The sequence below is a fragment of the Acinetobacter sp. AR_0276 genome (assembly GCF_003000705.1).
Taxonomy (GTDB): domain Bacteria; phylum Pseudomonadota; class Gammaproteobacteria; order Pseudomonadales; family Moraxellaceae; genus Acinetobacter; species Acinetobacter nosocomialis.
This window is the reverse complement of record NZ_PSQO01000004.1, coordinates 702,458-723,251: the sequence shown is the minus strand read 5'-3', so window position 1 is coordinate 723,251 and position 20,794 is coordinate 702,458. Positions and strand designations below refer to the sequence as shown.

Genomic DNA, 20,794 nt, shown 5'->3' with positions numbered 1-20,794 from the left:
TTAAATAAACGGCTTTTTTTTCAAATCTTTACTATTAATGTCAGCTTAAATTTCCTACTATAGTCCCACAACTATTGATTTTTTATTATTCAAATTAATTGGTATTTATATGTTTATGCAGTTTAAACAACTGACTCTCTCCCTATGTATTCTTGGTTTAAGTGCTGCGTCTTTTGCACAAACAACATTAGTAAAAAGTAAGCAAAATATTGAGGAATATAAATTAGATAATGGTTTTCGGGTCGTACTTGCCCCGAATGACAAAGAAAATAAAATCTTTATTAATACCATTTATTTAACAGGTTCTTTAAATGATCCGCAAGGTAAAGGTGGCTTAGCACATTTACTTGAGCATTTGGCCTTTAAAGGCACGCAAAATGTAAAAGGTGAAGAATTCCAACGCCGTTTAGATCAATATACATTAATGACGAACGCGAGCACGGATTACTATTCAACTAAATACACGAATATTGTCCGTCCAGAAAAAACTGCACTTGATCAAGTACTGTATCTTGAATCTGAGCGTATGGACAAATTGGTTTTACAAGAAAAATTTGTTCCTTCTGAAATTGAAATCGTAAAGCGTGAACGTGAAGTCCGTATGGATCAGCCTTTTGCTGTTTTAATGGATCAAATGTGGAAATCGGCTTATGGAAACCAGTATTTAGGACGATTACCGATTGGTGATTTGCCAGAGCTTAAGTCAATTAAAATGCCGGAATTGAACCAGTTCTACCGTAGTTGGTACGCACCTAATAATGCGGTCATGGTGATTTCAGGCAAGTTTGATAAAACTGATGTTTTAAAAACGATAGACCAATATTTTAGTCCAATTCCTGCGCGAGCTGTGCCTAAGCGCGTTCAGGTGCCTGTGTTAGATTCTACAAAAATAAAGAATCGTGAATTTGTAGTGAAAAAAGGCAGTGATTTAGCCAAATTTCATATTTATATGAATGGGAAAAACATCAAAATTCAGCCGACACTGGCTTTAGCACCAATGTTATATACCATGCAGCCAAGTGGTCACTTGTACCAGAATATGGTTGAAACAGGTATTAGTACAGACGTTCAGGCATCAACATGGTTAGACCAAGATTTTAATGTTGTATTTTTAGGGGCGGTCTACTCACCTAAAAACGACCCCAACAAAGTAGAAAGCGCTTTGCTCTCTGGAATTGAAAAAGGTAAACCTTTTACAGAGACTGAGCTAAAACGTGTAAAAAGTTTAATGAAAACACAAAGCGAGTTAGTCAATAAAGACGCCGTTGCTTTGGGTTCTCGTTTAAGTGATTACAGCGTAGCTGGTGGGCAGTGGGATCAATATTTTAAAGATTTAGATGCAGTTGAGAAAGTGAAGCTCAATGACGTAAATCAAACCTTAAAACAGTTCCTTATTGCTGGGCATCGTATTGATGGCGATATTTTGCCAACACCTGAAGATCAAAAGAAAGCATTGCAACTCGACCCAAAAGATAAACCTAAAACTTTAGATCAGACAGATGTTAAACCAGAACCTTTAAAAGACCCGAAAGTTTATCAAGAAGAAGTTAACGAGTTTTTAAAAACTTCTAAGCAATATGCTGAGAGTAATGAAAAAAAGATTATTCGTGGAAAACTTAAAAATGGAATGAAGTATGCTTTGTTCCCTGTGGAAACCCGTGATGATCGTACCTATGCCACCATTACTATGGATTTTGGTACAGAAAAATCTTTATTTAATAAAGGCACGGTAGTTGATTTAACTTCGTATTTATTACTCCGCGGTTCTGATAAATATAGCCTGCAAGATATTGCCGATAAATCGATTGATGCTGGTGGCGCGGCTTATGCGAGTGCTGATGGCAATGGCATGACCATTAATATTCAATCTAAAACTGAAAAGTTTGATGAATTCTTCAAGTTTGTTCTAGAGGTTATGAAAAACCCTAAATTTGAACAATCTCAATTCGATTTAATTAAATCTCAAAGCTTATCTAGTCTTGATCGACCTTATACAGAACCTGATGTAGTTGCAGGTTTAACGTTGTCACGTTTAGTTGAAGAATATCAGCCAGGTGATTTACGCTACCACTTTGAACCTGAGTTAGCCAAAAAACAATTAAAGGATGTGACCCAAGAACAAGTCAAAGAGTTATATCAGCATTTCTTTGCAATGAACCATGCCCAAATTGCAATTACCGGCGCATTTGATGCCAAAAAAATGAAAAAACTATTAAATCAGGAGTTTGGTAGTTGGAACAGTAAACAACCATATGAAAAAATCTTAATTCAACACGTCGATTTTCCTGCTCAGCAAGTACATGCTTTATCTGAACAACGTGAGTTTGGTAGTTATCAAAGCGTACTTGCGATACCGGTTGGAAAAAATCATCCGGATGCATCTGCCTTAATTTTAATGAATTATATTTTAGGTGATTCTCAAATTTCTTCGCGTTTGGCTCAAGAGCTTCGTGAAAAAAATGCATTAGTTTATGGTTTTGGAACAGGACTGCAACTTGATCAGGACACCAATGTGGGTGCATTAAGTATTAGTGCAAACTATACAGCTGGGCGTTCGGCACAAGTTTCTGCTTCAGTTCATAAGGTATTAAATGACTTATTAACCAATGGTATTACCGAGCAAGAGCTTGCAGCAGCTAAAGCAGATCTCATGAAAAAACGTGTTACTGCATTAGAGGATGAGCGTAATATTCACGGTATGTTAAATATTGAGCTTGAGTCAGGTAAAACATTACTGGATCGTGTTAAGCATGATCAAGATTTAACAAAGCTAACTGTTGCTGATGTAAATGCAGTCATTAAAAAATATATTAAGCTTTCCAATCTCGTTGAAGTGATGGCTGACCAATATGGTCAACCGCAAAAGCAATAAATGACTTGCTAAATAAAAAGCCACATGAAGTGGCTTTTTATTTGGGTATTTAAAATTTATTAATGATCATGGTCATGCTTGTGAGTATGAAAATCTTCATTCTTACGGAAACGTAAATAGTTTTCGAACTGTTCACAGTACTCATCAAAGTTATCTTCAAGCATCATTTGAAATTGTTGAAGCAGATAAGACATCACTTGCTCTTTTGCATCACGCATTTCATTGCCATCTTTAAAATTATTGGCAGCGACCCATGTATTAAAACGGGCAGTTGCAAATAACATCGCAGCACTCACTTGACCGCGAAGCTCAGCTGGATCAGGTTTTTGGCCTTTAGGCGGGCGACAAAAATCATTCGCTTGTTTAATGAATTCATCCGCACGCTCAAAGAAAACAGCATTTAACGCTTCTTCTTCAGTAATATCTGTTGCATTAATCTTTTGAGACATGACTTATTCCCGCAAAAATAGAGCTGCTTATTATAGGCAAAGCCTTGCGGAAACAAAACCTTTGCCTTAGTCTGTAAATAGCCTAAGTATTGGGAGTTATAATATGCAAGATGCAATTGCCGTTCAAAGTCTAAAAACAGACATTGCTTTATTACGTCAGCATGTTTTTCCGCCTCAATATTTGGAGCATGTCGAAGGGCTGCCAATTTATTATGGTTTGCAAGAAGAAGTCTTAGCCTATTATCAACAATGGAAAGATTTAATAGAAAGGGCACAAGAGCTTTTTCAACCTTTTATGGAAGATGAATTACCAGATGCAATACACTTACCAAGCCATCTAAATTTACCTTTATTCTTTTTTCATGTGGACCGTATTCGGATTAATAAAACACGCGCAAAAGAATCGAAAACTTTCCGTGGTGTGGCGAGTCTTATTGAAAAATGTGGGCAGTTTGAAACAGATCAGATATTTACCATGCAAGAATGGTTGCAGAGTGACGACACAGCAGCATTAGTTGCACACCGTGAATTTATCGATTTAAGAACTTATGTATTCCAGCATGGTCAAAGTGAATATACGCGTTCACGTTTTTATACCAATGGGATTGTGTTAGGGGTAGAGCCACACTTTAAACTTGTTGACGCTCGTGATAAGCCAAGAAAACAGCGTAGTGATAGCTATAGCGACCCATTAGCAGATAATGGTGTATGGAAAGTATTTGGTAAATATAGATAAAAAGTCGCGGCATATTTGCCGCGACTTTAAAATTCTTACCAAAATATTTTTGCCTGTTTAAATTTTTGCAAAGCTTCGGCAGACTGATTTTGTAAATAAGGCTGTTTGGCCTTAATCCATCCTAATGCAAACCAAAAATGTGGGTCATATTCAGTTGCTTTATTAAAGAGATCTTCAGCAATAAACAAGTCGTTATAAAGGCCTAAGGTATTTTGCACAGGTTGTAATTTTTTTAAAAACTGCTGAACATTTTTACGTGGATATAAGCTTGATATAAATTCGATACAGTAACGTAATTGCTTCGCTTTTTTACGTATTTTGTGCTGTTCAGTGACTTCAAGTTCAGTGAAATGATCGGCATTACTCACCACTTGATGATGTAACTTGTCTAAGCTTTTTCCTATATATTTTTTCAATTTTCCTTTGGCGTTTTGATCATCTTCTTCTGAATAAGCAAATGCCAGTAATGCGAGCACGAGCTTAACGATTTCTGCGGATTTAAACAGCTTGGCAAGGTCTTTTAATGGCTGTTCAGAGATCGGAAGTAAAAGCTCAGGTGAACCATGCTGCACAATCATCGGTAAAATTTCGGTACGAATGGCATCTTCGTCTCGCGTGTCTCCAAGCTGGCGGAACAGTTCGGCAATTTGTTCTTCCCACGCAGGGTTTAACTCGTCTGACCATGTTGCAAAATGGTGAAGTGCGCTGCGTAAACGGCGTAAGCTCACGCGTGCTTGATGAATGTGTTCAGCGTCGGCAACACCATCAGCAATTACAGCCATATTCGGCAAGAACTGTCCCAAACAGTTTTCTACAATTTTTTTGAGCGCCTGTTCTGCTGAAACGTCTTTATCTAAGTTCAGATTTTTTGCGTGAACAGCCGGTGAAGCAGCTTGCCCCAATGCAAGTAAATTACCTCGCTCGGCTTTACTTCTAACATCGAGCCAAAGTTCATAACGATTAATCCATTGCTGAGCAAATTGAATAAGTGTTTTAACTGCACCTTGTTTAAGTTCGAACTCAACTTCGCAAATTTTGCTTTGTGCTGTTGCTGTTTTTACGACGCCGTCATCAAGACAGACTTCAATTGCTGTGTCATCTGCTTCAAAAACATGATAAGTACGTTGTACATCAGTCTCAAACTGTAAGCTTAGCTTTTCGACTTCAGAGCCTAAAGCTTGAGTAATCAAATCTGTGACGACTTTATTGTCTTTATATAACTCAAGGTTTAGTTCAGGTTCTTGTTCGCATTTTCCTAAAAAAACTTCTTCTTCAACACGATGTAAATGACTTTGGCCAGCGGCTTTAAAGGTTTGTACCCACAGATCATTTTCTTTACGTAAACGTAGAGCCATGCCATTTTTTGCGAGTAGGCGATTTGGTGTATCGTAATACTTGGCCTGTAAATGAATATGCTGCGCTTTATGCTTTTTTAAATACTGTTGAACAGTTTTTTTCTTCGATTCAGGTAACTGAAACTTAAGCTCAACTTCAACCATAATGGATCTCCCTGAATCAGGTATTTAAACTATCTTGAATAAGTATAATAGCTTAGCGCTAAAAATAATGTTTTTGATAGAGAAAGTTACAATCAAACATATGACGCTACACTTTTATTTAGGTGTACAATCAGGTGATGTTTTGATCAAATAAAAATCAGGAAGATGATCGTGAATGCACCAGTAAACTTTAGCCATGAAACTCAGCCAGAGTTTGAGTTACCGATTAAAAACTATCAGGAATTTTATCGTTTTTACTTAACCGAACACCGTAACATTATGAGCAGACGCTTACATGTGGTGGGAAGTAGCATTGGTCTATACTTTTTTTCAAAAGCGATTCGTAAGAAACAAGCTAAATATGTGCTCTATGGTTTGGTAGCGGGTTACGCAAATGCATGGGTTGGACATTTTGTGTTTGAAAAAAATAAGCCTGCCAGCTTTAAACAGCCACTTTATAGCTTTATTTCTGATTGGCGAATGCTTTCGGATGTTGCAACGGGTCGATTAAGTTTGATTGATCGTAAGCATGATAAAATTCCAAGTTAATTTATTTGTTTTTTTAAATATACCGATTGGTACTGGTAAGCCTATATCAATCGGTACTTATGATGACTTATAAATCCGTTATACTAGCGAAGTTTTCAAAAGCGAGAGTAGAGTATGCGCGGTTTATATCTCATTACCAATGATGACCCAATCGAATTATTATTAGAAAAACTAGACGCTGCACTCGCAACCCATCAAATCGCAATTTTACAGTACCGCCGTAAAAAAGTAGACAAAGCCGATCAGCCTGCTGAAGTTGAACAGATTAAAGGTTTATGTGAAAAATATCAGGTTCCTTTTGTCATTAATGATGATTTAAAACTGGCTGCAAAGTTTGGTTTAGGTGTGCATTTAGGACAAAGTGATGGTGAAATTACCGATGCAAAATCGCAGTTACCAGAAGGCGTCATTATTGGCCGTACTTGCCTAAACTCATTAGAACTTGCCCAAAAAGCAATTGCTGATGGCGCAACTTATGTTGCCTTTGGCGCTGTGTATGCAACTGCGACTAAACCGGAAGCAGGTAATGTTGGCATTGAGGTAATTAAGCAAGCAGCAGCTCAGTATGATTTACCTATTTGTGCAATTGGTGGTTTAACAGTTGAAAACTCAAAACCCGTGATTGAGGCTGGAGCTGACCTCTGCGCAGTCATTAGTGATATATTAGGTCGATCAACTGCTGAAATTCCTGCCCGTGTACAAGCATGGGCACAATTATTTTCTTAAGCTTTCAAAATTATTTTTAGATATTTAAGACGAGCATTTCCATGAGTTTATCTCCAAAGCAAGAACAGTTATTTAAACAAGCCAGCAAACACATTCCAGGTGGTGTGAACTCTCCAGTACGTGCCTTTAATGGCGTTGGAGGAACACCAGTTTTCATCGAGAAAGCCAAAGGTGCATATTTGTGGGATGTAGATGGCAAGCGCTATGTAGATTATGTTGGCTCTTGGGGACCAATGATTTTGGGCCATGCTCATCCAGATATTATTAAAGCTGTACAAACAGCAGCAGAAGATGGTTTAAGTTTTGGTGCACCAACCGTACACGAAACAACGTTGGCAGATATTATTTGTGAAATCATGCCATCTATTGAATTGGTACGTATGACAAACTCTGGTACAGAAGCAACTATGACTGCTATTCGTTTAGCACGTGGTTATACTGGCCGTGACAAGATCGTGAAGTTTGAAGGTTGTTACCACGGACACTCTGACTCTTTATTAGTAAAAGCAGGTTCTGGTTTATTAACTAAAGGTGAGGGTGAACCAACATCGAAAGGTGTACCAGCTGATTTCGCTAAACACACTTTAACACTACCATATAACGATATTGCAGCATTAAAAGAATGCTTTGCAAAATTTGGTCATGAAATTGCAGGCGTTATTATTGAACCTGTCGCAGGTAACATGAATATGGTGAAACCAATTGATGGTTTCTTACAAGCGATTCGTGATGTATGTGATGAATACAAATCTGTATTTATTATTGATGAAGTAATGACTGGTTTCCGCGTTGCATTAGGCGGTGCTCAGTCAGTTTACAACGTTAAACCTGACTTAACGACTTTGGGTAAAATTATTGGTGCGGGCTTACCTGTAGGTGCATTTGGTGGTAAGCGAGAAATCATGGAATGCATCGCACCTTTAGGTGGTGTATACCAAGCGGGAACTTTATCTGGTAACCCACTTGCTATGCGCGCAGGTATTGAAATGTTCAAACATTTACGTCAACCGGATTTTTACAGCAAATTATCGGCTCAACTTGAAAAGTTACTTGCAGGTTTACAAGCAGCAGCAGATGAAGCAGGTATTCCATTTAAAACTCAGCAAGCGGGCGCAATGTTTGGCCTTTACTTTACCGACCAAGAAGATATTACAAGCTTTGACTCTATGTTGGCATGTGATATTGAAGCTTTCAAAAAGTTCTTCCATGGCATGTTAAAGCGCGGTGTAAACTTGGCGCCGTCAGCATTTGAAGCAGGCTTTATTTCATCTGCTCATTCAGATGAAGATATCGAATATACGATTCAGGCTGCAAAAGAAACCTTCGCCGAAATGAAGTAAGCAAAAAGGCCCGTTTTAAACGGGCCTTTTAATTTGAGCTATTTTTATATTTGTAGAGAACAATGTTTTATCCCTTACCTCGAAAAATCCAGTTAGCCGCAAGTACTTCAAATTGGCCTATTGAATCTACGCATAGCATTTTGCTCATGGTTGGGTTAAATGAACTTGAAAATGCCCCTGACTGGATGAACCAACCATTAGCCGATCATTTAGAAATGCTAAGCAAAAGAGCACAGGCACTCGAAATTCCAGTTATGATGATTCAGTCATCGTAACTTCAACAGGCCATGTTACAGCTTGGGCAACAGTTGTCATCAAACACTCAAGCACAAGTGATAATGGCGGGAAATTTATCACCGCTATTTAAGCAAGTCATGCAGCTTGTTTTATCCATTACAGATTATGTAGCTGTTGTAAATGATGCAATCTTGGCGAGTAGTTTAGAGCAGCATATACAATGGATTGAAAAAATCAGTTTTGACTCCATTCAACATATAAACACACAGACTTTAATGCGCTTATGGTCTTTAAGTGCACCGTCGTCACAGGTGTTATCCGATAAAGGAGTTTTATTGGCAGTTGCTGAACAGGTTGGGCGGCATCCAATGGAAATTCATCCCGAAATAGATTTAAGAAACTATGGTCTAGACACTGCTGGAGTCAATTATCTGGTGGAATTATGGCGTGCGAACGGTGCGAGTCTAAGTGCTGAAGAGCTGATGCAAACACCTACGTTGCAACATATTATGCAGTTATTGAAGCACTAATCGGCTTTAGCCATAAAGTGAATCATAATATTTGCAAATTCTGTTGTTAATTTACCCGAACGGCATTGTAATTCGGACGTAAGCTTTTTATTATTGCCCGCTTGTTTTTCATCTTACCTTGGGAATACAACTTTGAGTGATTTTCTAAGTGAACATCTGATCTATCGTGATGATGATTTTATGGTGATTCATAAACCTTCGGACATTTTGAGTGTGCCAGGGAAAGGTGATTTACATGACAGCGTTTTGACAAGACTGGTGGCAATTGAACCACGAACTTTGCTCATTCACCGCCTTGACCGTGATACCTCGGGTATTTTGGTTTTTGGGTTATCTAAGCGTGGACAAAGTGCGATTGCACGCCAATTTCAAGACCGTCAAACTTCGAAAATATATGAAGCGTTAGTCGCAGGCCATCTAGACGGCGAAGGAACTGTTGATATCCCTGTCGTCTATGACCCGAGTCGACCACCTTTACATATTGTCGATGCTTCTCATAATAAACCTGCTTTAACACATTGGCAGGCGATCGAACATTTTCAGATTCAGGGACAACCGGTTACGCGTGTCAAATTAACACCAATTACCGGACGTTCTCATCAACTTCGTGTACACATGCAATATCTGGGACATCCGATTGTAGGTGATACATTGTATGCAACACCGGAACAATTACTTGTTCCTCGTCTGTGCTTGCATGCCAAACAGTTAAGCTTTAATCATCCTGTCACAGGGGAATCATTAACTTTTAACTGTCCTGTACCGTTTTAATGTAAAAACTTTCAATGAGTAATTTTTGTAGCGAAATAATTTAATTGGTTTCTGCTGCAAAATTTTGCTTTAAAGACTACATAAAAAGATGCAAAAATAAGCTAATTTGCATCGTACAATATGTAGTGCGAACTTGAGAAAAAGGTGGAAAAATTGCAGCAGTATGCTATTGGTCAACGTTGGCTATCAGATACAGAGACTGAGCTCGGTTTAGGCGTTCTTATTGATGTAGATGAAAGATCTGTCAGCATTTTATTCCCCAAGAGTGATGAAACGCGTGTCTATGCACGTAATAACGCACCATTATCTCGTATCATCTTTAACACAAACGATGAAGTTCAAGATCAAGAAGGCCAAAAGTGGATTGTTGAGTCGGTTGAAGACCGCCATGGCGTTTTGCGTTACAACGTAGTTCGTACCTTAGAAAATGGCGAACAAGAACGTAAAGCGCTCAATGAAACTCGTATCGGTGCACAAATTCAATTATCAAAACCTTTAGATCGTTTGCTAGCAAGCCAGATCGATTATAAAGAGTGGTATGACTTACGCATTGAAGCCATGCTAATGCAAGCGCAAATGCAAACCAGTCCATTACGCGGCTTGGTTGGTGCACGCGTTGGTTTAATCCCACATCAACTCTATATTGCTCATGAAGTCGGTAAACGTTTTGCACCACGTGTTTTGCTTGCCGATGAAGTAGGTTTAGGTAAAACAATTGAAGCTGGTTTGATTATCCATCAACAGCTTAAAACTGGTCGTTCAGAACGTATCCTCATCTTAGTCCCTGATTCGCTGCAATATCAGTGGATGATTGAAATGCGTCGCCGTTTCAACTTGCAATTTTCTCTGTTTGATTTAACCCGTACTGCGTCTATTAAAGAACATGATCCAGAGCTTAACCCGTTCTTAACAGAGCAATGCATTATTGCCAGCGTCGACTTGATGGTGGACCATGACGATTTACGTGAGCAAGCACTAGAAGCTGGTTTCGATTTACTCGTTGTCGATGAAGCGCATCATTTAATGTGGAGCGAAGAAGAAGGCGGTAATGATCGTTACGACTTAGTTGAAGAGCTTGCTGAAAATACGGCTGGTGTATTATTGCTTACAGCAACACCTGAACAGCTTGGTGTAGAAAGTCACTTTGCACGCTTACGTTTGTTAGATCCGCAGCGCTTTAGTAGTTTAGAGCGTTTCTTAGATGAAGAAGCGCAATATCAGCAAACTGCTCAAGTTGCAGAAGTATTGATGTCAGATGAACCTTTAACTCAAGAGCATTTAACTGCTTTAGAAGGTTTATTGGGTCATTCAATTGAAGATCAGCCTGAACAACGTTTCAGAGCGATTCATGAGTTGTTAGACCGTCATGGTACAGGGCGCATTTTATTCCGTAATACGCGTGAAGCGATTCAAGGTTTCCCTGGCCGTGATTGCCAACCAGCACCTTTGCCAGCGCCAGAAGATTGGTCAAAAGACGGTAAACTACGTGAGCAAATGTGGCCAGAAGAAGCACAAATTGATGGATCATGGATGCAAAATGACCCACGTGTGCCATGGTTAATGGAAATTCTACGTAAAGAACTTAAACATAAAAAAGTTCTTTTAATTGCACGTAGTGGTCCTGTAGTTGAATCTTTAGAAAGCGCACTTCGTTTGCATGCAGGTATTCGTACTGCTATGTTCCATGAAGGCATGAGTTTACTTGAGCGAGACCAAGCAGCTGCTTACTTTGCAGAAGAAAGCTATGGTGCTCAAATTTTACTGTGTTCTGAAATTGGTTCAGAAGGTCGTAACTTCCAGTTTGCGAGTGATCTCATTTTATTTGATTTGCCTGCAAACCCAGATGTTTTAGAACAACGTATTGGTCGTTTAGACCGTATTGGTCAAGAAAACCGTATTCAAATTCATGTACCTTACTTAATGGGCACCGCTCAAGAGCGTATGTTCCGTTGGTACAATGAAGCATTAAATATTTTTAGCAATATTTCTCCAACAGCTCAAACGTTGCAAGAAAACTTTATTGTTGAATTAAAAGACTGCTTACTTTCAGATCAAGGCCAAACATTTGAAGACTTACTCGAAGAAGTCAATGTTCAACGTCAAGCTTTAGAAGCAGAGCTACAAGCTGGTCGAGATCGCTTGCTTGAATACAACTCATGTCGTCCTATCGTTGCACAAGAAATTGTTCAAGCCTTAGAAGACTACGATGACAACACAACATTACCTATGTTTGTGAAGCGTTTTATGTCTTCAACCAATATCGATTTTGATGAGCAAAGTAACGGTACTGTTATTATTCGTCCAACAGACCAAATGCAAGTTCAAGGTTTGGCACTAGACGAAGAGGGTATGACTGCGACGTTCTATCGTGATCAAGCACAAATGCGTGAAGATGCTCAATACCTGACTTTAGAGCATCCGTTCATTGAAAGTGTAATGGAAATGATCCGTACACAATCCTTCGGTAGTACTAATGTTGCTGTTCTTAAGTCAAATGCATTAAAGCAAGGTTCTGTATTACTTGAAGTCTGGTTTAAAGTTGATGTAGTTGCACCAAAATCTTTGAACTTGCCATCAAGCTTACCGAAACAGCTCATTCGCGTGTTGTTAAGTGAAAATGGTCAGGACTTATCTGAAAAGATTGATCCAACCATTTTAAAACCATATTTGCACCATTTAGATGGCAATAGCTGCCGCCAAGTGGTTAAAGCTCGCCGTGAAGTAATTGAAGAGCGTTATAGACAAGCGCTTGATATTGCTAAAGTAGGCTTGCCACAGTTACAACAGCAGGCAAAAGAGCATTATGGTAGTAAATGGCAATACGAGATTGACCGCTTAACTTATTTAAAACAGTTCAACCCAAGTATTCGTCAAGACGAAATTGAGCGCTTACAGAAGTTGCAAAAAGAAGGCTTGAGTTTACTCGATGGCTTAACTGTAACTCCGGAAGCGATTCAAGTACTTGTGGTGGTTAAACCATAAGTAAGCAATCATAAAAAAGCGCCGTTACGGCGCTTTTTTATTGAGTAAAATTTAATTAAATCATTCTGGCATCTTTTAATTCTAGTTTTAAATACGCATAAAAGATTGGTGCTGCAATCAATCCACCTAAACCAAAAATTGACTCAAAAATTAACATTGCCAATAAAATTTCCCATGCATTGGCATTAATTTTATGTCCAATAATTTTCGCATTAATAAAATATTCTAACTTATGTACTAATACGAGATAGAGCAGAGCAACGCCTGCTAGACCGAGTGAAACCGTCAATGCAGCAATAAAAGTGAGCGTATTTGAAATTAAGTTGCCTAAAATTGGAATGAGACCAAACAAAAAAGTAAGAATGGTTAAGGTTTTAGCGAAAGGGAGGTGAACACCCCAAATCGGCAATATTACAAACGCAAATAATATAAAGAGCAGCGTATTAATTGCTGAAATTTTAATTTGAGCAAAAACGACGTTTCTAAAAGAAATTGATAACTTTTGAATACGTTGGATGAGTAAAGACTTAAATATAGGCTGTGGTGTTCGACGGTGAAAGCCATGAATAGCCACCAAAATACCAATAATAAGGCCCATAATCATCGTTACGAAGTTATGTAAGATATCGGAACTGGCATTTTTTAATGTCGTCACGTTATCTTTCATAAACGCAAAAATTTCATCTTTTAGTTCTGTAACGCTGTCTGGAATATAACCTGGAAGATATTTGCCAATTTCGGTTTGTAAGTGTAATAGCGTTTGATCGACTTTATTGTTGATATTATGGATACCTACACCTTTTAAGTCATAAACCACAAAGCTAATTAAACTTGTAATGAAAAAGGCGATGAGTGAAACCGTGATAATACTGAGTAAAATACTAATAAAAATGCGGGCTCTTTGACCGTCAATATAACGTTCAACAATAGAGCTTAAACTAATAATAATTTCATAAATGAGAAAGCCAGCAAAAAAGCTTGCTAAGAGATGCAAGGGGATAACCGAAAGCAAAAAAATGCCCATCAGAATATAACTTGCAATCAGGCTTTGACGATTACTCAAACTTTGCATGTGAATCCCTAAATATCGTGGGGAAATATGGGTATGTATTGCTAGAATAATAATTACTTATACTCTTGCATGTTGGTTGCTTCAATCTACGAATTATATTTTTATCAAGAAACTGGTATATCTGTATAAAAAATGGCTTGTAAAATCACAAACCATTTTATGTTGAATTTATCGTATTTTTGCTTCGTCTAGATGACGGGCACCTTCTAAAATCATTCTTATCATAATCATGGTTTGTTCTGCGACTTCTGCACGTTGATGAACCGGAAGATCAATCACCTTAGCACCCATATGAAATACAAGTTGCGTAATTGCTTTTGCAACGAGTTCTGGATGGTATAGATGGTTGTTGTTTAATCGCTCTAGACGGATTAAATCTTCTTGTAGTTCTTGTTGGAAGAAGTTGAGCTGGCGGTCTACAGCAGCTTTATAAGATGCAGAACCTGTAAAACCTTCGCGTAACAATAAACTTAAATTACCTTCATCTGCATCAAGCTGCTGAAGAAAAATCTCTACAGAACTACGAATAATACTGTCTTGAAAAGATGCTCGTAGACGAGCTTGACGAATAATCTTACGTAAAACGATACCTGCACGGTCAATGAGTGAAATGGCTAATTCATCAATATCTTTAAAGTGACGATAAAAGCTATTTGGTGCGATACCAGCTTCTCTCGCAACTTCACGTAAGCTGAGTGAGGCGATACTTTTTTGTGGACCAATCAGGTTAAGTGCAGCCTGAAAAAGTTCCTCTTTAGTAATCGTCGCTTTTCTTCCAACAGAACGCGTTACTGTTTTTATTTCAATGACATCTTGTGAAGAGCTTGTGTCATTTTGGCTCTGAGAAAGTGAGGTTTGGGTCATGCTTTTCAATATATTCTTAAACTCTCTGGATTATAGCGTTAGACAGGGAACTTGTGAAATTGTAATTAAAAGTACGGGTGTATATACAAATATATATACATGTGTATAATAATTAAAAAAGAGCGACAGAGCCCTCAGTTATGCAAGCAATCGAAAAGAGAAATTCTCTATTCAATTCATTAACACAAGCCGTATTTGATAAAGATATGGCGAGTTTCTGGCTACAAAAAATAAATCCCTTATGGTCTGTACAGCACGGACTCGTTCAAATTGTAAAAAAAAAATTCGTAGCTCATGACACTGTGAGCCTTACTTTAAAATGCAACCGTTTGGTCAAAATGGGAGCAGCAGGTCAGCATCATCCAGTGATTGTTGAAATTGCGGGCCGCCGTTATGAACGTACTTATAGCTTGACCCAAATCGATGCAGAGCACTTACGTTTAACCGTTAAAAAAGTTGCTGATGGTGTTGTTAGTAATTGGTTCATTGCTGAAAGTAAGATTGGTGATATTTTTGAGCTTGGTCAACCTTATGGTGATATGCAACAAAATATCCAGACACCAAAATTAATTATGTTAGCTGCTGGTAGTGGTATTACACCAATGTTGAGCTTAATCACAGCAATTAAGCAAAGCCAGCAATTAGAAAAAGTGCAGGTTCAGCTTTTATATTGGGTAAAACAGCGTTCTGATGCTGCTTTTATAGAGTATTTCGAGCAAGTGGCTGAACAAAACCCAAATTTCAGCTATCAGGTGTTTTACACACAAGAAACACCAAATGATGAGCGCTTAAATGCCGAACATCTTGCTTTGGTTGATGATATTGAAAACAGCACGGTCTACGCATGTGGTCCATCTGGCTTTGTTTCAACTGTCGAAGAGCTTTTTGAAAAAGCACCAGCCGTGCTTACTGAAGCGTTTAGTTTAAGCAATGCAAGTTCTGCAGATGATGTCGGTTATGTGAATGTCACATTAACTCAGTCTAATAAAGTGATTGCAATTCCTAAGGGACAATCGATTTTGGTGAGCCTTGAGCATGAAGGTGTTAAGCCAACACACGGTTGCCGTATGGGAATTTGTAATAAATGTGTTTGTAATAAAACGCAAGGTTCTACACGTAACCTACTAAACGGTAGTCAAAATACAGAACCAAGCCAGTTACTTAAAATTTGTGTGAACTCAGCACAATCCGATCTAGTTATTGATCTTTAAGAGAGACCTCTTATGAATATGCCAGTGAAAGTCGAATATTTTAAAAATCCTAAAAATCGCGATTTGACTCCAGCAGAACTTGAAGCATTTGCAAAAGAGCTTGACCAGATCAAACAAGAAGTATTGGATGATTTGGGTGAAAAAGATGCAAAATATATCCGTCGTGTTTATGCTGCCGTTCGCTATAGCAGTCTTTTAGGACGAGCATGCTTATTTGCAGGTTGGTTCCCACCAGCATGGATTTTGGGTACAGGTCTATTAGGTTTCTCTAAAATTATGGAGAACATGGAGCTTGGTCATAATGTTATGCATGGTCAATATGACTGGATGAATGATCCAAAATTTAATGGCCAAACTTATGAGTGGGACACGGTAGGTACATCTGATAACTGGCGCCAAACTCATAACTATAAACATCATACTTATACCAATATTAAAGGTATTGATGATGATATTGGTTATGGCTTACTCCGTTTATTCCCTGAGCAACGTTGGAAACCAGGGTTTTTACTGCAACCGATTTATAGTATTCCATTTTGCTTATTGTTCCAGTGGGGCGTAGCAATTCAGAATCTTGAAATTGGGCGTGTGCTTTATAAACGTAAGACCAAGGCACAATTTTTAGAAGAGTTAAAACCAGTGAATAAAAAAATTGGTAAGCAACTTTTTAAAGACTATGTTTTCTTCCCTCTCATTGCAGGGCCAGCAGCTTTACCAGTATTTACGGGTAACTTAGTCGCTAATGGTCTTCGTAATATCTGGACATTCAGTATTATTTTCTGTGGTCACTTCACAAAAGATGCAGAAGTATTTCCAAAATCTGTTTTACAGGAAGAAAGCCGTGGACACTGGTATATGCGCCAAATTCGTGGTTCTTCTAACTTAACAGGTTCAGAAGCATTTCATATTTTGTCTGGTCACTTAAGTCATCAAATCGAACATCACTTATTCCCAGATATTCCTGCTCGTCGTTATCGTCAAATGGCTCCAAAAGTTGAAGCAGTTTGTAAAAAATATGGTTTGAACTATAACAATGCCAGCTTTGTTAAACAGTTCGGTCAAGTGGTCGGGCGTATTGCAAAATATGCTTTCCCATTTAAAAAATAATATGAAAAAGCCCTGAGAGTTCAGGGCTTTTTTTATTTCTTTTTAGAAATCCACATCGTAATAGTGGCGTGGAATACCTTGTCTTTGTGAGTGTCGTAAACATCTACATTAACTAAATATTCTCCAGCCTTTTCCCAGTCATAATTCGTGTGTACAGGCGCCGCTACAGCAATAAGGTCTGTTTCTGCCTTTTTTAAATATTCAACAGTCATGCCTTTCGGAATCCAGCGATGAGTAGAAGGGACAGTAACTTCTGTCATAGTTCCACCTGCGAGCTCTGCCATATTACACATGGCAATTGCATGTACTGTTCCAATATGGTTAAGCACAGAACGCTTCTTTTTGATGGAAATTTCACAATAATTTGGCTTTAGCTCAATAAAAAGAGGAGAAATACTGCCGAAATAGGGTGCTTTTAGGCACAGCATACGAGAGAAAGTCCACTTTCCTTTAGGGAAAGCAGTGACTTTATTCCAGAGTTCTAATGTTGTTGCCATAATTAATTTTCCTTTAATTTGAAAATACAGAATATTATTCTGTTAAAGAATATAGTTCTGTTTACAAATATGCGTCAAGTCATTCAAAATAACTCCGATGACTGGTCAGAGAATACAAAATGGTGTCTGCTCAAAATTTATTAGAACGTTTGTATCCAGGAAGAAGGGCTGCGTTAAAACGACAAATATTGTTAGATGCTTTAGATTGTTTTTTAGAGCATGGCATTGAAGCGACCAGCATTGAAATGATTCGTGCCAAATCAGAAACGAGTGTTGGAGCGGTTTATCACCATTTTAAAAATAAAGAGGGAGTCGTCGCGGCTTTATTTTTTTCAGCTTTAGATGACCAGACAGCACTAAGAGATGAATATTTAAAACGGGCCAAAACATTACAAGAGGTGGTATTTGGTTTAATTCATAGTTATGTAGACTGGGTAAGTGAACAACCCGAATTTGCAAAATTCTTAATTACTGCTCATTTCAATATTATGCAAGGGGAAGAACAGCAACAACTTGCTCAAAAAAATAAAAGTAGAAACAAAAAGATATTCAGTTTGATTGCAGATTTTGAAGAATTTAAAGCATTCCATATGATTCCACATGAACTTTTGTTGTCACTGGTCATTGGTTCTACAGAAAGTTATTGTCGTGCGTGGTTATCACAACGTGTAAAGTCTGACCCTAAAATCTATAAAGACTTGTTAGCCAAAGCAGCATGGAGTTCATTGCAAGATTTATGTTTAGAACAATAATGTGGAGTATAAAAAACCGCATTAAGAATGCGGTTTTTTAGTTTGAAAAATAATTATTTAAACTGGATTGAACCATTTGCATTTACGGTAATTTTAGACTCACCAGCAGCCATATCTTGAGCTGGGGCTGCAGCTTCGGCCAACGCAAATTTAGCCATACTTGCACGCATTACAGGCTGAGGAAAATAGTTATTCGTGTTTAGGTTTAGATTAACTAACGTGTATTGGCTCTTATTCCAAGCTTGAGTCAACATTTGAGCACGTTGCTGGAAGCTTTTTGACGCTTCAACCATTAACTCATTTTCAACTTTTTTACGTTGCTCATCTGAAACACTAAAATTAATGGATTGAGTTTGAAAGCTTTGTTGTAACTCATTAATTAATTGGCTTGCTGCTTTAAAATCTTTACTTTCTAAACGGATTTCTGCACGGCCACGCCATTCTTTTAATTTGTTACTGTCATTGTCATAAATTGGATAAGTGCTTTGAGCACCGGTTTCCACTTTTACCTGTGGATATTTGCGTGAAGTCGCCAGTGCTTGATTCATTAACTGGTTAATTTGATTTGAAAGTTCAGCAGGCTGCTTGTTACTTTTTTCAATATATAAAGTTGCATGCATTTCATCGTTAGATACCTGACGAGAAGCTTCTGCTTGAACATTTACAATATTGTAGTGAAGTGCATTATCATCTTGGGCAAAAACCATAGGGCTGAGTACCGTACCAAGGAGAAGAGTAGATATTGCTAAAGTACGCATAAATTTATCCTTTAAAAATTAATATAAATTTAATTTTTTTTCATTAAGAAATGTTAAACATAAGTTATGCATAACTTTTGCAGATTTTGTGGGGTATTTGTAATATTTAAATCAAGTTTTTTAATTTTTGGCGCAGACAAAAGCTTTAAAAAATAAAAACTTAAAAAGAAAGTATTTCAATGTAACTTAAAAAATCAAACTAATATAAAAAAAGAATATTTTCTTTAGGTTGTCACATAGTATGATGATAATTCATCATAACTATTGGGATAATACATTTTTTCAATAAGATTAGATGAGTAAAGTACACAAAAGACGTTTTTTTTCTTGCAAAATTAGGTATCATCGCGCTCCTAGTTACAAGATATAAAATATGTGTCTTCGCTAGTTCTATAAAGCACCGAGTCAAAGGACCAAAAGTCACCAGACTTATTTCTTTCTACCCTTATCAGAGATGGTAATCCGATATGAGCGTTACTTCTGTCAACCCTGCCACTAATGCTACTAACGAATATTATTTGACTCGCCAAAGTCAAATGGAATCGAATGTTCGTAGCTATCCACGTAAATTACCGTTAGCGATAGCGAAAGCACAAGGTTGCTGGGTTACTGATGTTGAAGGTACACAGTACCTTGATTGTTTAGCTGGGGCAGGTACATTGGCTTTAGGTCATAATCATCCTGCGGTGATTCAAAGTATTCAAGACACATTGGCAAGTGGTTTGCCATTGCATACTTTAGACTTAACCACACCTTTAAAAGATGCGTTTACTGAAGCGTTGTTAGCATATTTACCAGGTGGTAAAGAAGAGTATTGCTTACAGTTCTGTGGTCCTGCTGGTGCAGATGCGACTGAAGCAGCAATTAAACTTGCTAAGACTTACACTGGTCGTAGTTCAGTAATCAGTTTCTCTGGTGGTTATCATGGTATGACCCATGGTTCACTAGCAATGACTGGTAACTTAAGTGCGAAAAATGCAGTTAATGGTTTAATGCCAGGCGTACAATTCATGCCATATCCGCATGAATATCGCTGCCCACTTGGTTTAGGTGGTGAAGCTGGTGTTGATGCTTTAACTTACTATTTTGAAAACTTTATTGAAGATGTTGAAAGCGGTGTAACTAAGCCTGCAGCTGTTATTCTTGAAGCAATTCAGGGTGAAGGCGGTGTTGTTACAGCTCCAGTAAAATGGTTGCAAAAAATCCGTGAAGTAACTGAAAAGCACAACATCGTTTTAATTTTAGACGAAGTTCAAGCTGGCTTTGCACGTTCAGGCAAAATGTTTGCATTTGAACATGCAGGTATTGAACCTGATGTTGTTGTAATGTCTAAAGCAGTAGGTGGTGGTTTACCACTTGCAGTATTAGGTATTAAACGTAAATTTGATGCTTGGCAGCCTGCTGGTCATACGGGTACTTTCCGTGGTAACCAACTTGCTATGGGTACTGGTCTTGTCGTATTAAAAACGATTAGCGAACAAAATCTTGCTCAAAATGCGCAAGAGCGTGGTGACTTCTTACAAGCTGAATTGAAAAAATTAGCTACTGAATTCCCATGTATCGGTAACGTACGTGGCCGTGGTTTAATGATCGGCGTTGAAATCGTTGACGAGCGTAAACCTGCTGACCGTATCGGTTCTCATCCTGCTGACTCTCAGTTAGCAGCTGCGATCCAGACTGCTTGCTTTAACAACAAGTTATTGCTTGAAAAAGGCGGTCGTAACGGTACAGTAATTCGTTTACTTTGCCCACTCATCATTACTCAAGAAGAGTGTGTTGAAGTAATTGCCCGCTTCAAGAAAGCAGTTGCAGAAGCATTGGTTGCAGTACGAGGCGCTTAAA

At 38.1% G+C, this 20,794-nt stretch carries 17 protein-coding genes and 1 pseudogene; 12 read left to right on the top strand and 6 right to left on the bottom strand.

The window, feature by feature from the left end:
* The first annotated feature begins 109 nt into the window (after positions 1 to 109).
* Complete coding sequence (locus tag CSB87_RS04260; RefSeq protein ID WP_031953038.1) at positions 110 to 2,872, top strand: M16 family metallopeptidase; 2,763 nt, start codon at positions 110 to 112, stop codon at positions 2,870 to 2,872.
* Between the two features lie 59 nt (positions 2,873 to 2,931).
* Here the strand turns inward: CSB87_RS04260 and CSB87_RS04255 are convergent, their stop codons facing one another.
* On the bottom strand, positions 2,932 to 3,321 hold the full coding sequence (locus CSB87_RS04255) for a DUF3144 domain-containing protein (protein WP_002052603.1): 390 nt from the start codon (positions 3,319 to 3,321) through the stop codon (positions 2,932 to 2,934).
* Between the two features lie 103 nt (positions 3,322 to 3,424).
* On the opposite strand from CSB87_RS04255, the gene CSB87_RS04250 reads away from it, so the two are divergent.
* Positions 3,425 to 4,057, top strand: a complete 633-nt coding sequence (locus tag CSB87_RS04250; protein ID WP_017394321.1) for a hypothetical protein — start codon at positions 3,425 to 3,427, stop codon at positions 4,055 to 4,057.
* A gap of 35 nt (positions 4,058 to 4,092) precedes the next feature.
* On the opposite strand, the gene CSB87_RS04245 is transcribed toward CSB87_RS04250, so the two are convergent.
* Complete coding sequence (locus CSB87_RS04245) at positions 4,093 to 5,556, bottom strand: CYTH and CHAD domain-containing protein (RefSeq protein ID WP_031953035.1); 1,464 nt, start codon at positions 5,554 to 5,556, stop codon at positions 4,093 to 4,095.
* A gap of 165 nt (positions 5,557 to 5,721) precedes the next feature.
* On the opposite strand from CSB87_RS04245, the gene CSB87_RS04240 reads away from it, so the two are divergent.
* The 6 genes and pseudogenes from CSB87_RS04240 (at position 5,722) to rapA (ending at position 12,691) form a co-directional block, all read left to right on the top strand.
* A complete protein-coding gene (locus tag CSB87_RS04240) occupies positions 5,722 to 6,105 on the top strand; it encodes a DUF962 domain-containing protein (protein ID WP_017398143.1) in 384 nt (127 codons plus the stop codon).
* A 114-nt stretch (positions 6,106 to 6,219) separates the two neighbouring features.
* Positions 6,220 to 6,831 (top strand): thiamine phosphate synthase, encoded by a 612-nt coding sequence (thiE, locus tag CSB87_RS04235; protein WP_004885946.1) that lies wholly within the window; start codon positions 6,220 to 6,222, stop codon positions 6,829 to 6,831.
* A gap of 41 nt (positions 6,832 to 6,872) precedes the next feature.
* Positions 6,873 to 8,171 carry a glutamate-1-semialdehyde 2,1-aminomutase gene (hemL, locus tag CSB87_RS04230; protein WP_002052888.1) on the top strand — a complete coding sequence of 433 codons (1,299 nt, stop codon included), beginning with the start codon at positions 6,873 to 6,875 and terminating at the stop codon, positions 8,169 to 8,171.
* A 62-nt stretch (positions 8,172 to 8,233) separates the two neighbouring features.
* Positions 8,234 to 8,938 (top strand): annotated as a pseudogene (locus CSB87_RS04225) (acyl carrier protein).
* Positions 8,939 to 9,070: 132 nt separating this feature from the next.
* Complete coding sequence (locus CSB87_RS04220; protein WP_004700090.1) at positions 9,071 to 9,709, top strand: RluA family pseudouridine synthase; 639 nt, start codon at positions 9,071 to 9,073, stop codon at positions 9,707 to 9,709.
* Between the two features lie 144 nt (positions 9,710 to 9,853).
* Positions 9,854 to 12,691, top strand: coding sequence for an RNA polymerase-associated protein RapA (gene rapA, locus CSB87_RS04215; protein WP_031953031.1), 2,838 nt, complete (start codon positions 9,854 to 9,856; stop codon positions 12,689 to 12,691).
* 55 nt (positions 12,692 to 12,746) lie between these two features.
* Here rapA and CSB87_RS04210 read toward each other — a convergent pair whose 3' ends face one another.
* A complete protein-coding gene (locus CSB87_RS04210; protein WP_002052593.1) occupies positions 12,747 to 13,763 on the bottom strand; it encodes an AI-2E family transporter in 1,017 nt (338 codons plus the stop codon).
* A gap of 168 nt (positions 13,764 to 13,931) precedes the next feature.
* Positions 13,932 to 14,627 (bottom strand): HTH-type transcriptional repressor FabR, encoded by a 696-nt coding sequence (gene fabR / locus CSB87_RS04205; RefSeq protein WP_004707630.1) that lies wholly within the window; start codon positions 14,625 to 14,627, stop codon positions 13,932 to 13,934.
* Between the two features lie 140 nt (positions 14,628 to 14,767).
* Here fabR and CSB87_RS04200 point away from each other — a divergent pair, with 140 nt between their 5' ends.
* Both CSB87_RS04200 and CSB87_RS04195 read left to right on the top strand, forming a co-directional pair.
* Positions 14,768 to 15,838, top strand: coding sequence for a ferredoxin reductase (locus CSB87_RS04200; protein ID WP_106105039.1), 1,071 nt, complete (start codon positions 14,768 to 14,770; stop codon positions 15,836 to 15,838).
* Positions 15,839 to 15,850: 12 nt separating this feature from the next.
* Positions 15,851 to 16,945 (top strand): fatty acid desaturase family protein, encoded by a 1,095-nt coding sequence (locus CSB87_RS04195; RefSeq protein ID WP_002052591.1) that lies wholly within the window; start codon positions 15,851 to 15,853, stop codon positions 16,943 to 16,945.
* 32 nt (positions 16,946 to 16,977) lie between these two features.
* Here the strand turns inward: CSB87_RS04195 and CSB87_RS04190 are convergent, their stop codons facing one another.
* The gene (locus tag CSB87_RS04190) at positions 16,978 to 17,442 is read right to left on the bottom strand and encodes a hotdog fold domain-containing protein (protein ID WP_031953027.1); all 465 of its coding nucleotides are present in this window, start codon (positions 17,440 to 17,442) and stop codon (positions 16,978 to 16,980) included.
* Between the two features lie 119 nt (positions 17,443 to 17,561).
* Here CSB87_RS04190 and CSB87_RS04185 point away from each other — a divergent pair, with 119 nt between their 5' ends.
* Positions 17,562 to 18,194: a TetR/AcrR family transcriptional regulator gene (locus CSB87_RS04185; RefSeq protein ID WP_031953025.1), complete on the top strand. Its 633-nt coding sequence runs from the start codon at positions 17,562 to 17,564 to the stop codon at positions 18,192 to 18,194.
* 53 nt (positions 18,195 to 18,247) lie between these two features.
* On the opposite strand, the gene CSB87_RS04180 is transcribed toward CSB87_RS04185, so the two are convergent.
* Positions 18,248 to 18,952: an SIMPL domain-containing protein gene (locus CSB87_RS04180; protein WP_002052708.1), complete on the bottom strand. Its 705-nt coding sequence runs from the start codon at positions 18,950 to 18,952 to the stop codon at positions 18,248 to 18,250.
* A 467-nt stretch (positions 18,953 to 19,419) separates the two neighbouring features.
* Between CSB87_RS04180 and CSB87_RS04175 the strand changes: the two genes are divergently transcribed.
* A complete protein-coding gene (locus CSB87_RS04175) occupies positions 19,420 to 20,793 on the top strand; it encodes a diaminobutyrate--2-oxoglutarate transaminase (protein WP_002052610.1) in 1,374 nt (457 codons plus the stop codon).
* The last annotated feature ends 1 nt before the right edge of the window (position 20,794 follow it).

Bases quoted from the DNA above. Each gene is read 5' to 3' on its own strand.
- CSB87_RS04255 (WP_002052603.1), bottom strand. From the start codon at position 3,321: ATGTCTCAAAAGATTAATGCAACAGATATTACTGAAGAAGAAGCGTTA.
- hemL (WP_002052888.1), top strand. From the start codon at position 6,873: ATGAGTTTATCTCCAAAGCAAGAACAGTTATTTAAACAAGCCAGCAAA.
- CSB87_RS04190 (WP_031953027.1), bottom strand. From the start codon at position 17,442: ATGGCAACAACATTAGAACTCTGGAATAAAGTCACTGCTTTCCCTAAA.
- CSB87_RS04200 (WP_106105039.1), top strand. From the start codon at position 14,768: ATGCAAGCAATCGAAAAGAGAAATTCTCTATTCAATTCATTAACACAA.
- CSB87_RS04210 (WP_002052593.1), bottom strand. From the start codon at position 13,763: ATGCAAAGTTTGAGTAATCGTCAAAGCCTGATTGCAAGTTATATTCTG.
- CSB87_RS04180 (WP_002052708.1), bottom strand. From the start codon at position 18,952: ATGCGTACTTTAGCAATATCTACTCTTCTCCTTGGTACGGTACTCAGC.
- fabR (WP_004707630.1), bottom strand. From the start codon at position 14,627: ATGACCCAAACCTCACTTTCTCAGAGCCAAAATGACACAAGCTCTTCA.
- CSB87_RS04260 (WP_031953038.1), top strand. From the start codon at position 110: ATGTTTATGCAGTTTAAACAACTGACTCTCTCCCTATGTATTCTTGGT.
- CSB87_RS04185 (WP_031953025.1), top strand. From the start codon at position 17,562: ATGGTGTCTGCTCAAAATTTATTAGAACGTTTGTATCCAGGAAGAAGG.
- CSB87_RS04245 (WP_031953035.1), bottom strand. From the start codon at position 5,556: ATGGTTGAAGTTGAGCTTAAGTTTCAGTTACCTGAATCGAAGAAAAAA.
- thiE (WP_004885946.1), top strand. From the start codon at position 6,220: ATGCGCGGTTTATATCTCATTACCAATGATGACCCAATCGAATTATTA.
- CSB87_RS04175 (WP_002052610.1), top strand. From the start codon at position 19,420: ATGAGCGTTACTTCTGTCAACCCTGCCACTAATGCTACTAACGAATAT.
- CSB87_RS04195 (WP_002052591.1), top strand. From the start codon at position 15,851: ATGAATATGCCAGTGAAAGTCGAATATTTTAAAAATCCTAAAAATCGC.
- CSB87_RS04250 (WP_017394321.1), top strand. From the start codon at position 3,425: ATGCAAGATGCAATTGCCGTTCAAAGTCTAAAAACAGACATTGCTTTA.
- CSB87_RS04240 (WP_017398143.1), top strand. From the start codon at position 5,722: ATGATCGTGAATGCACCAGTAAACTTTAGCCATGAAACTCAGCCAGAG.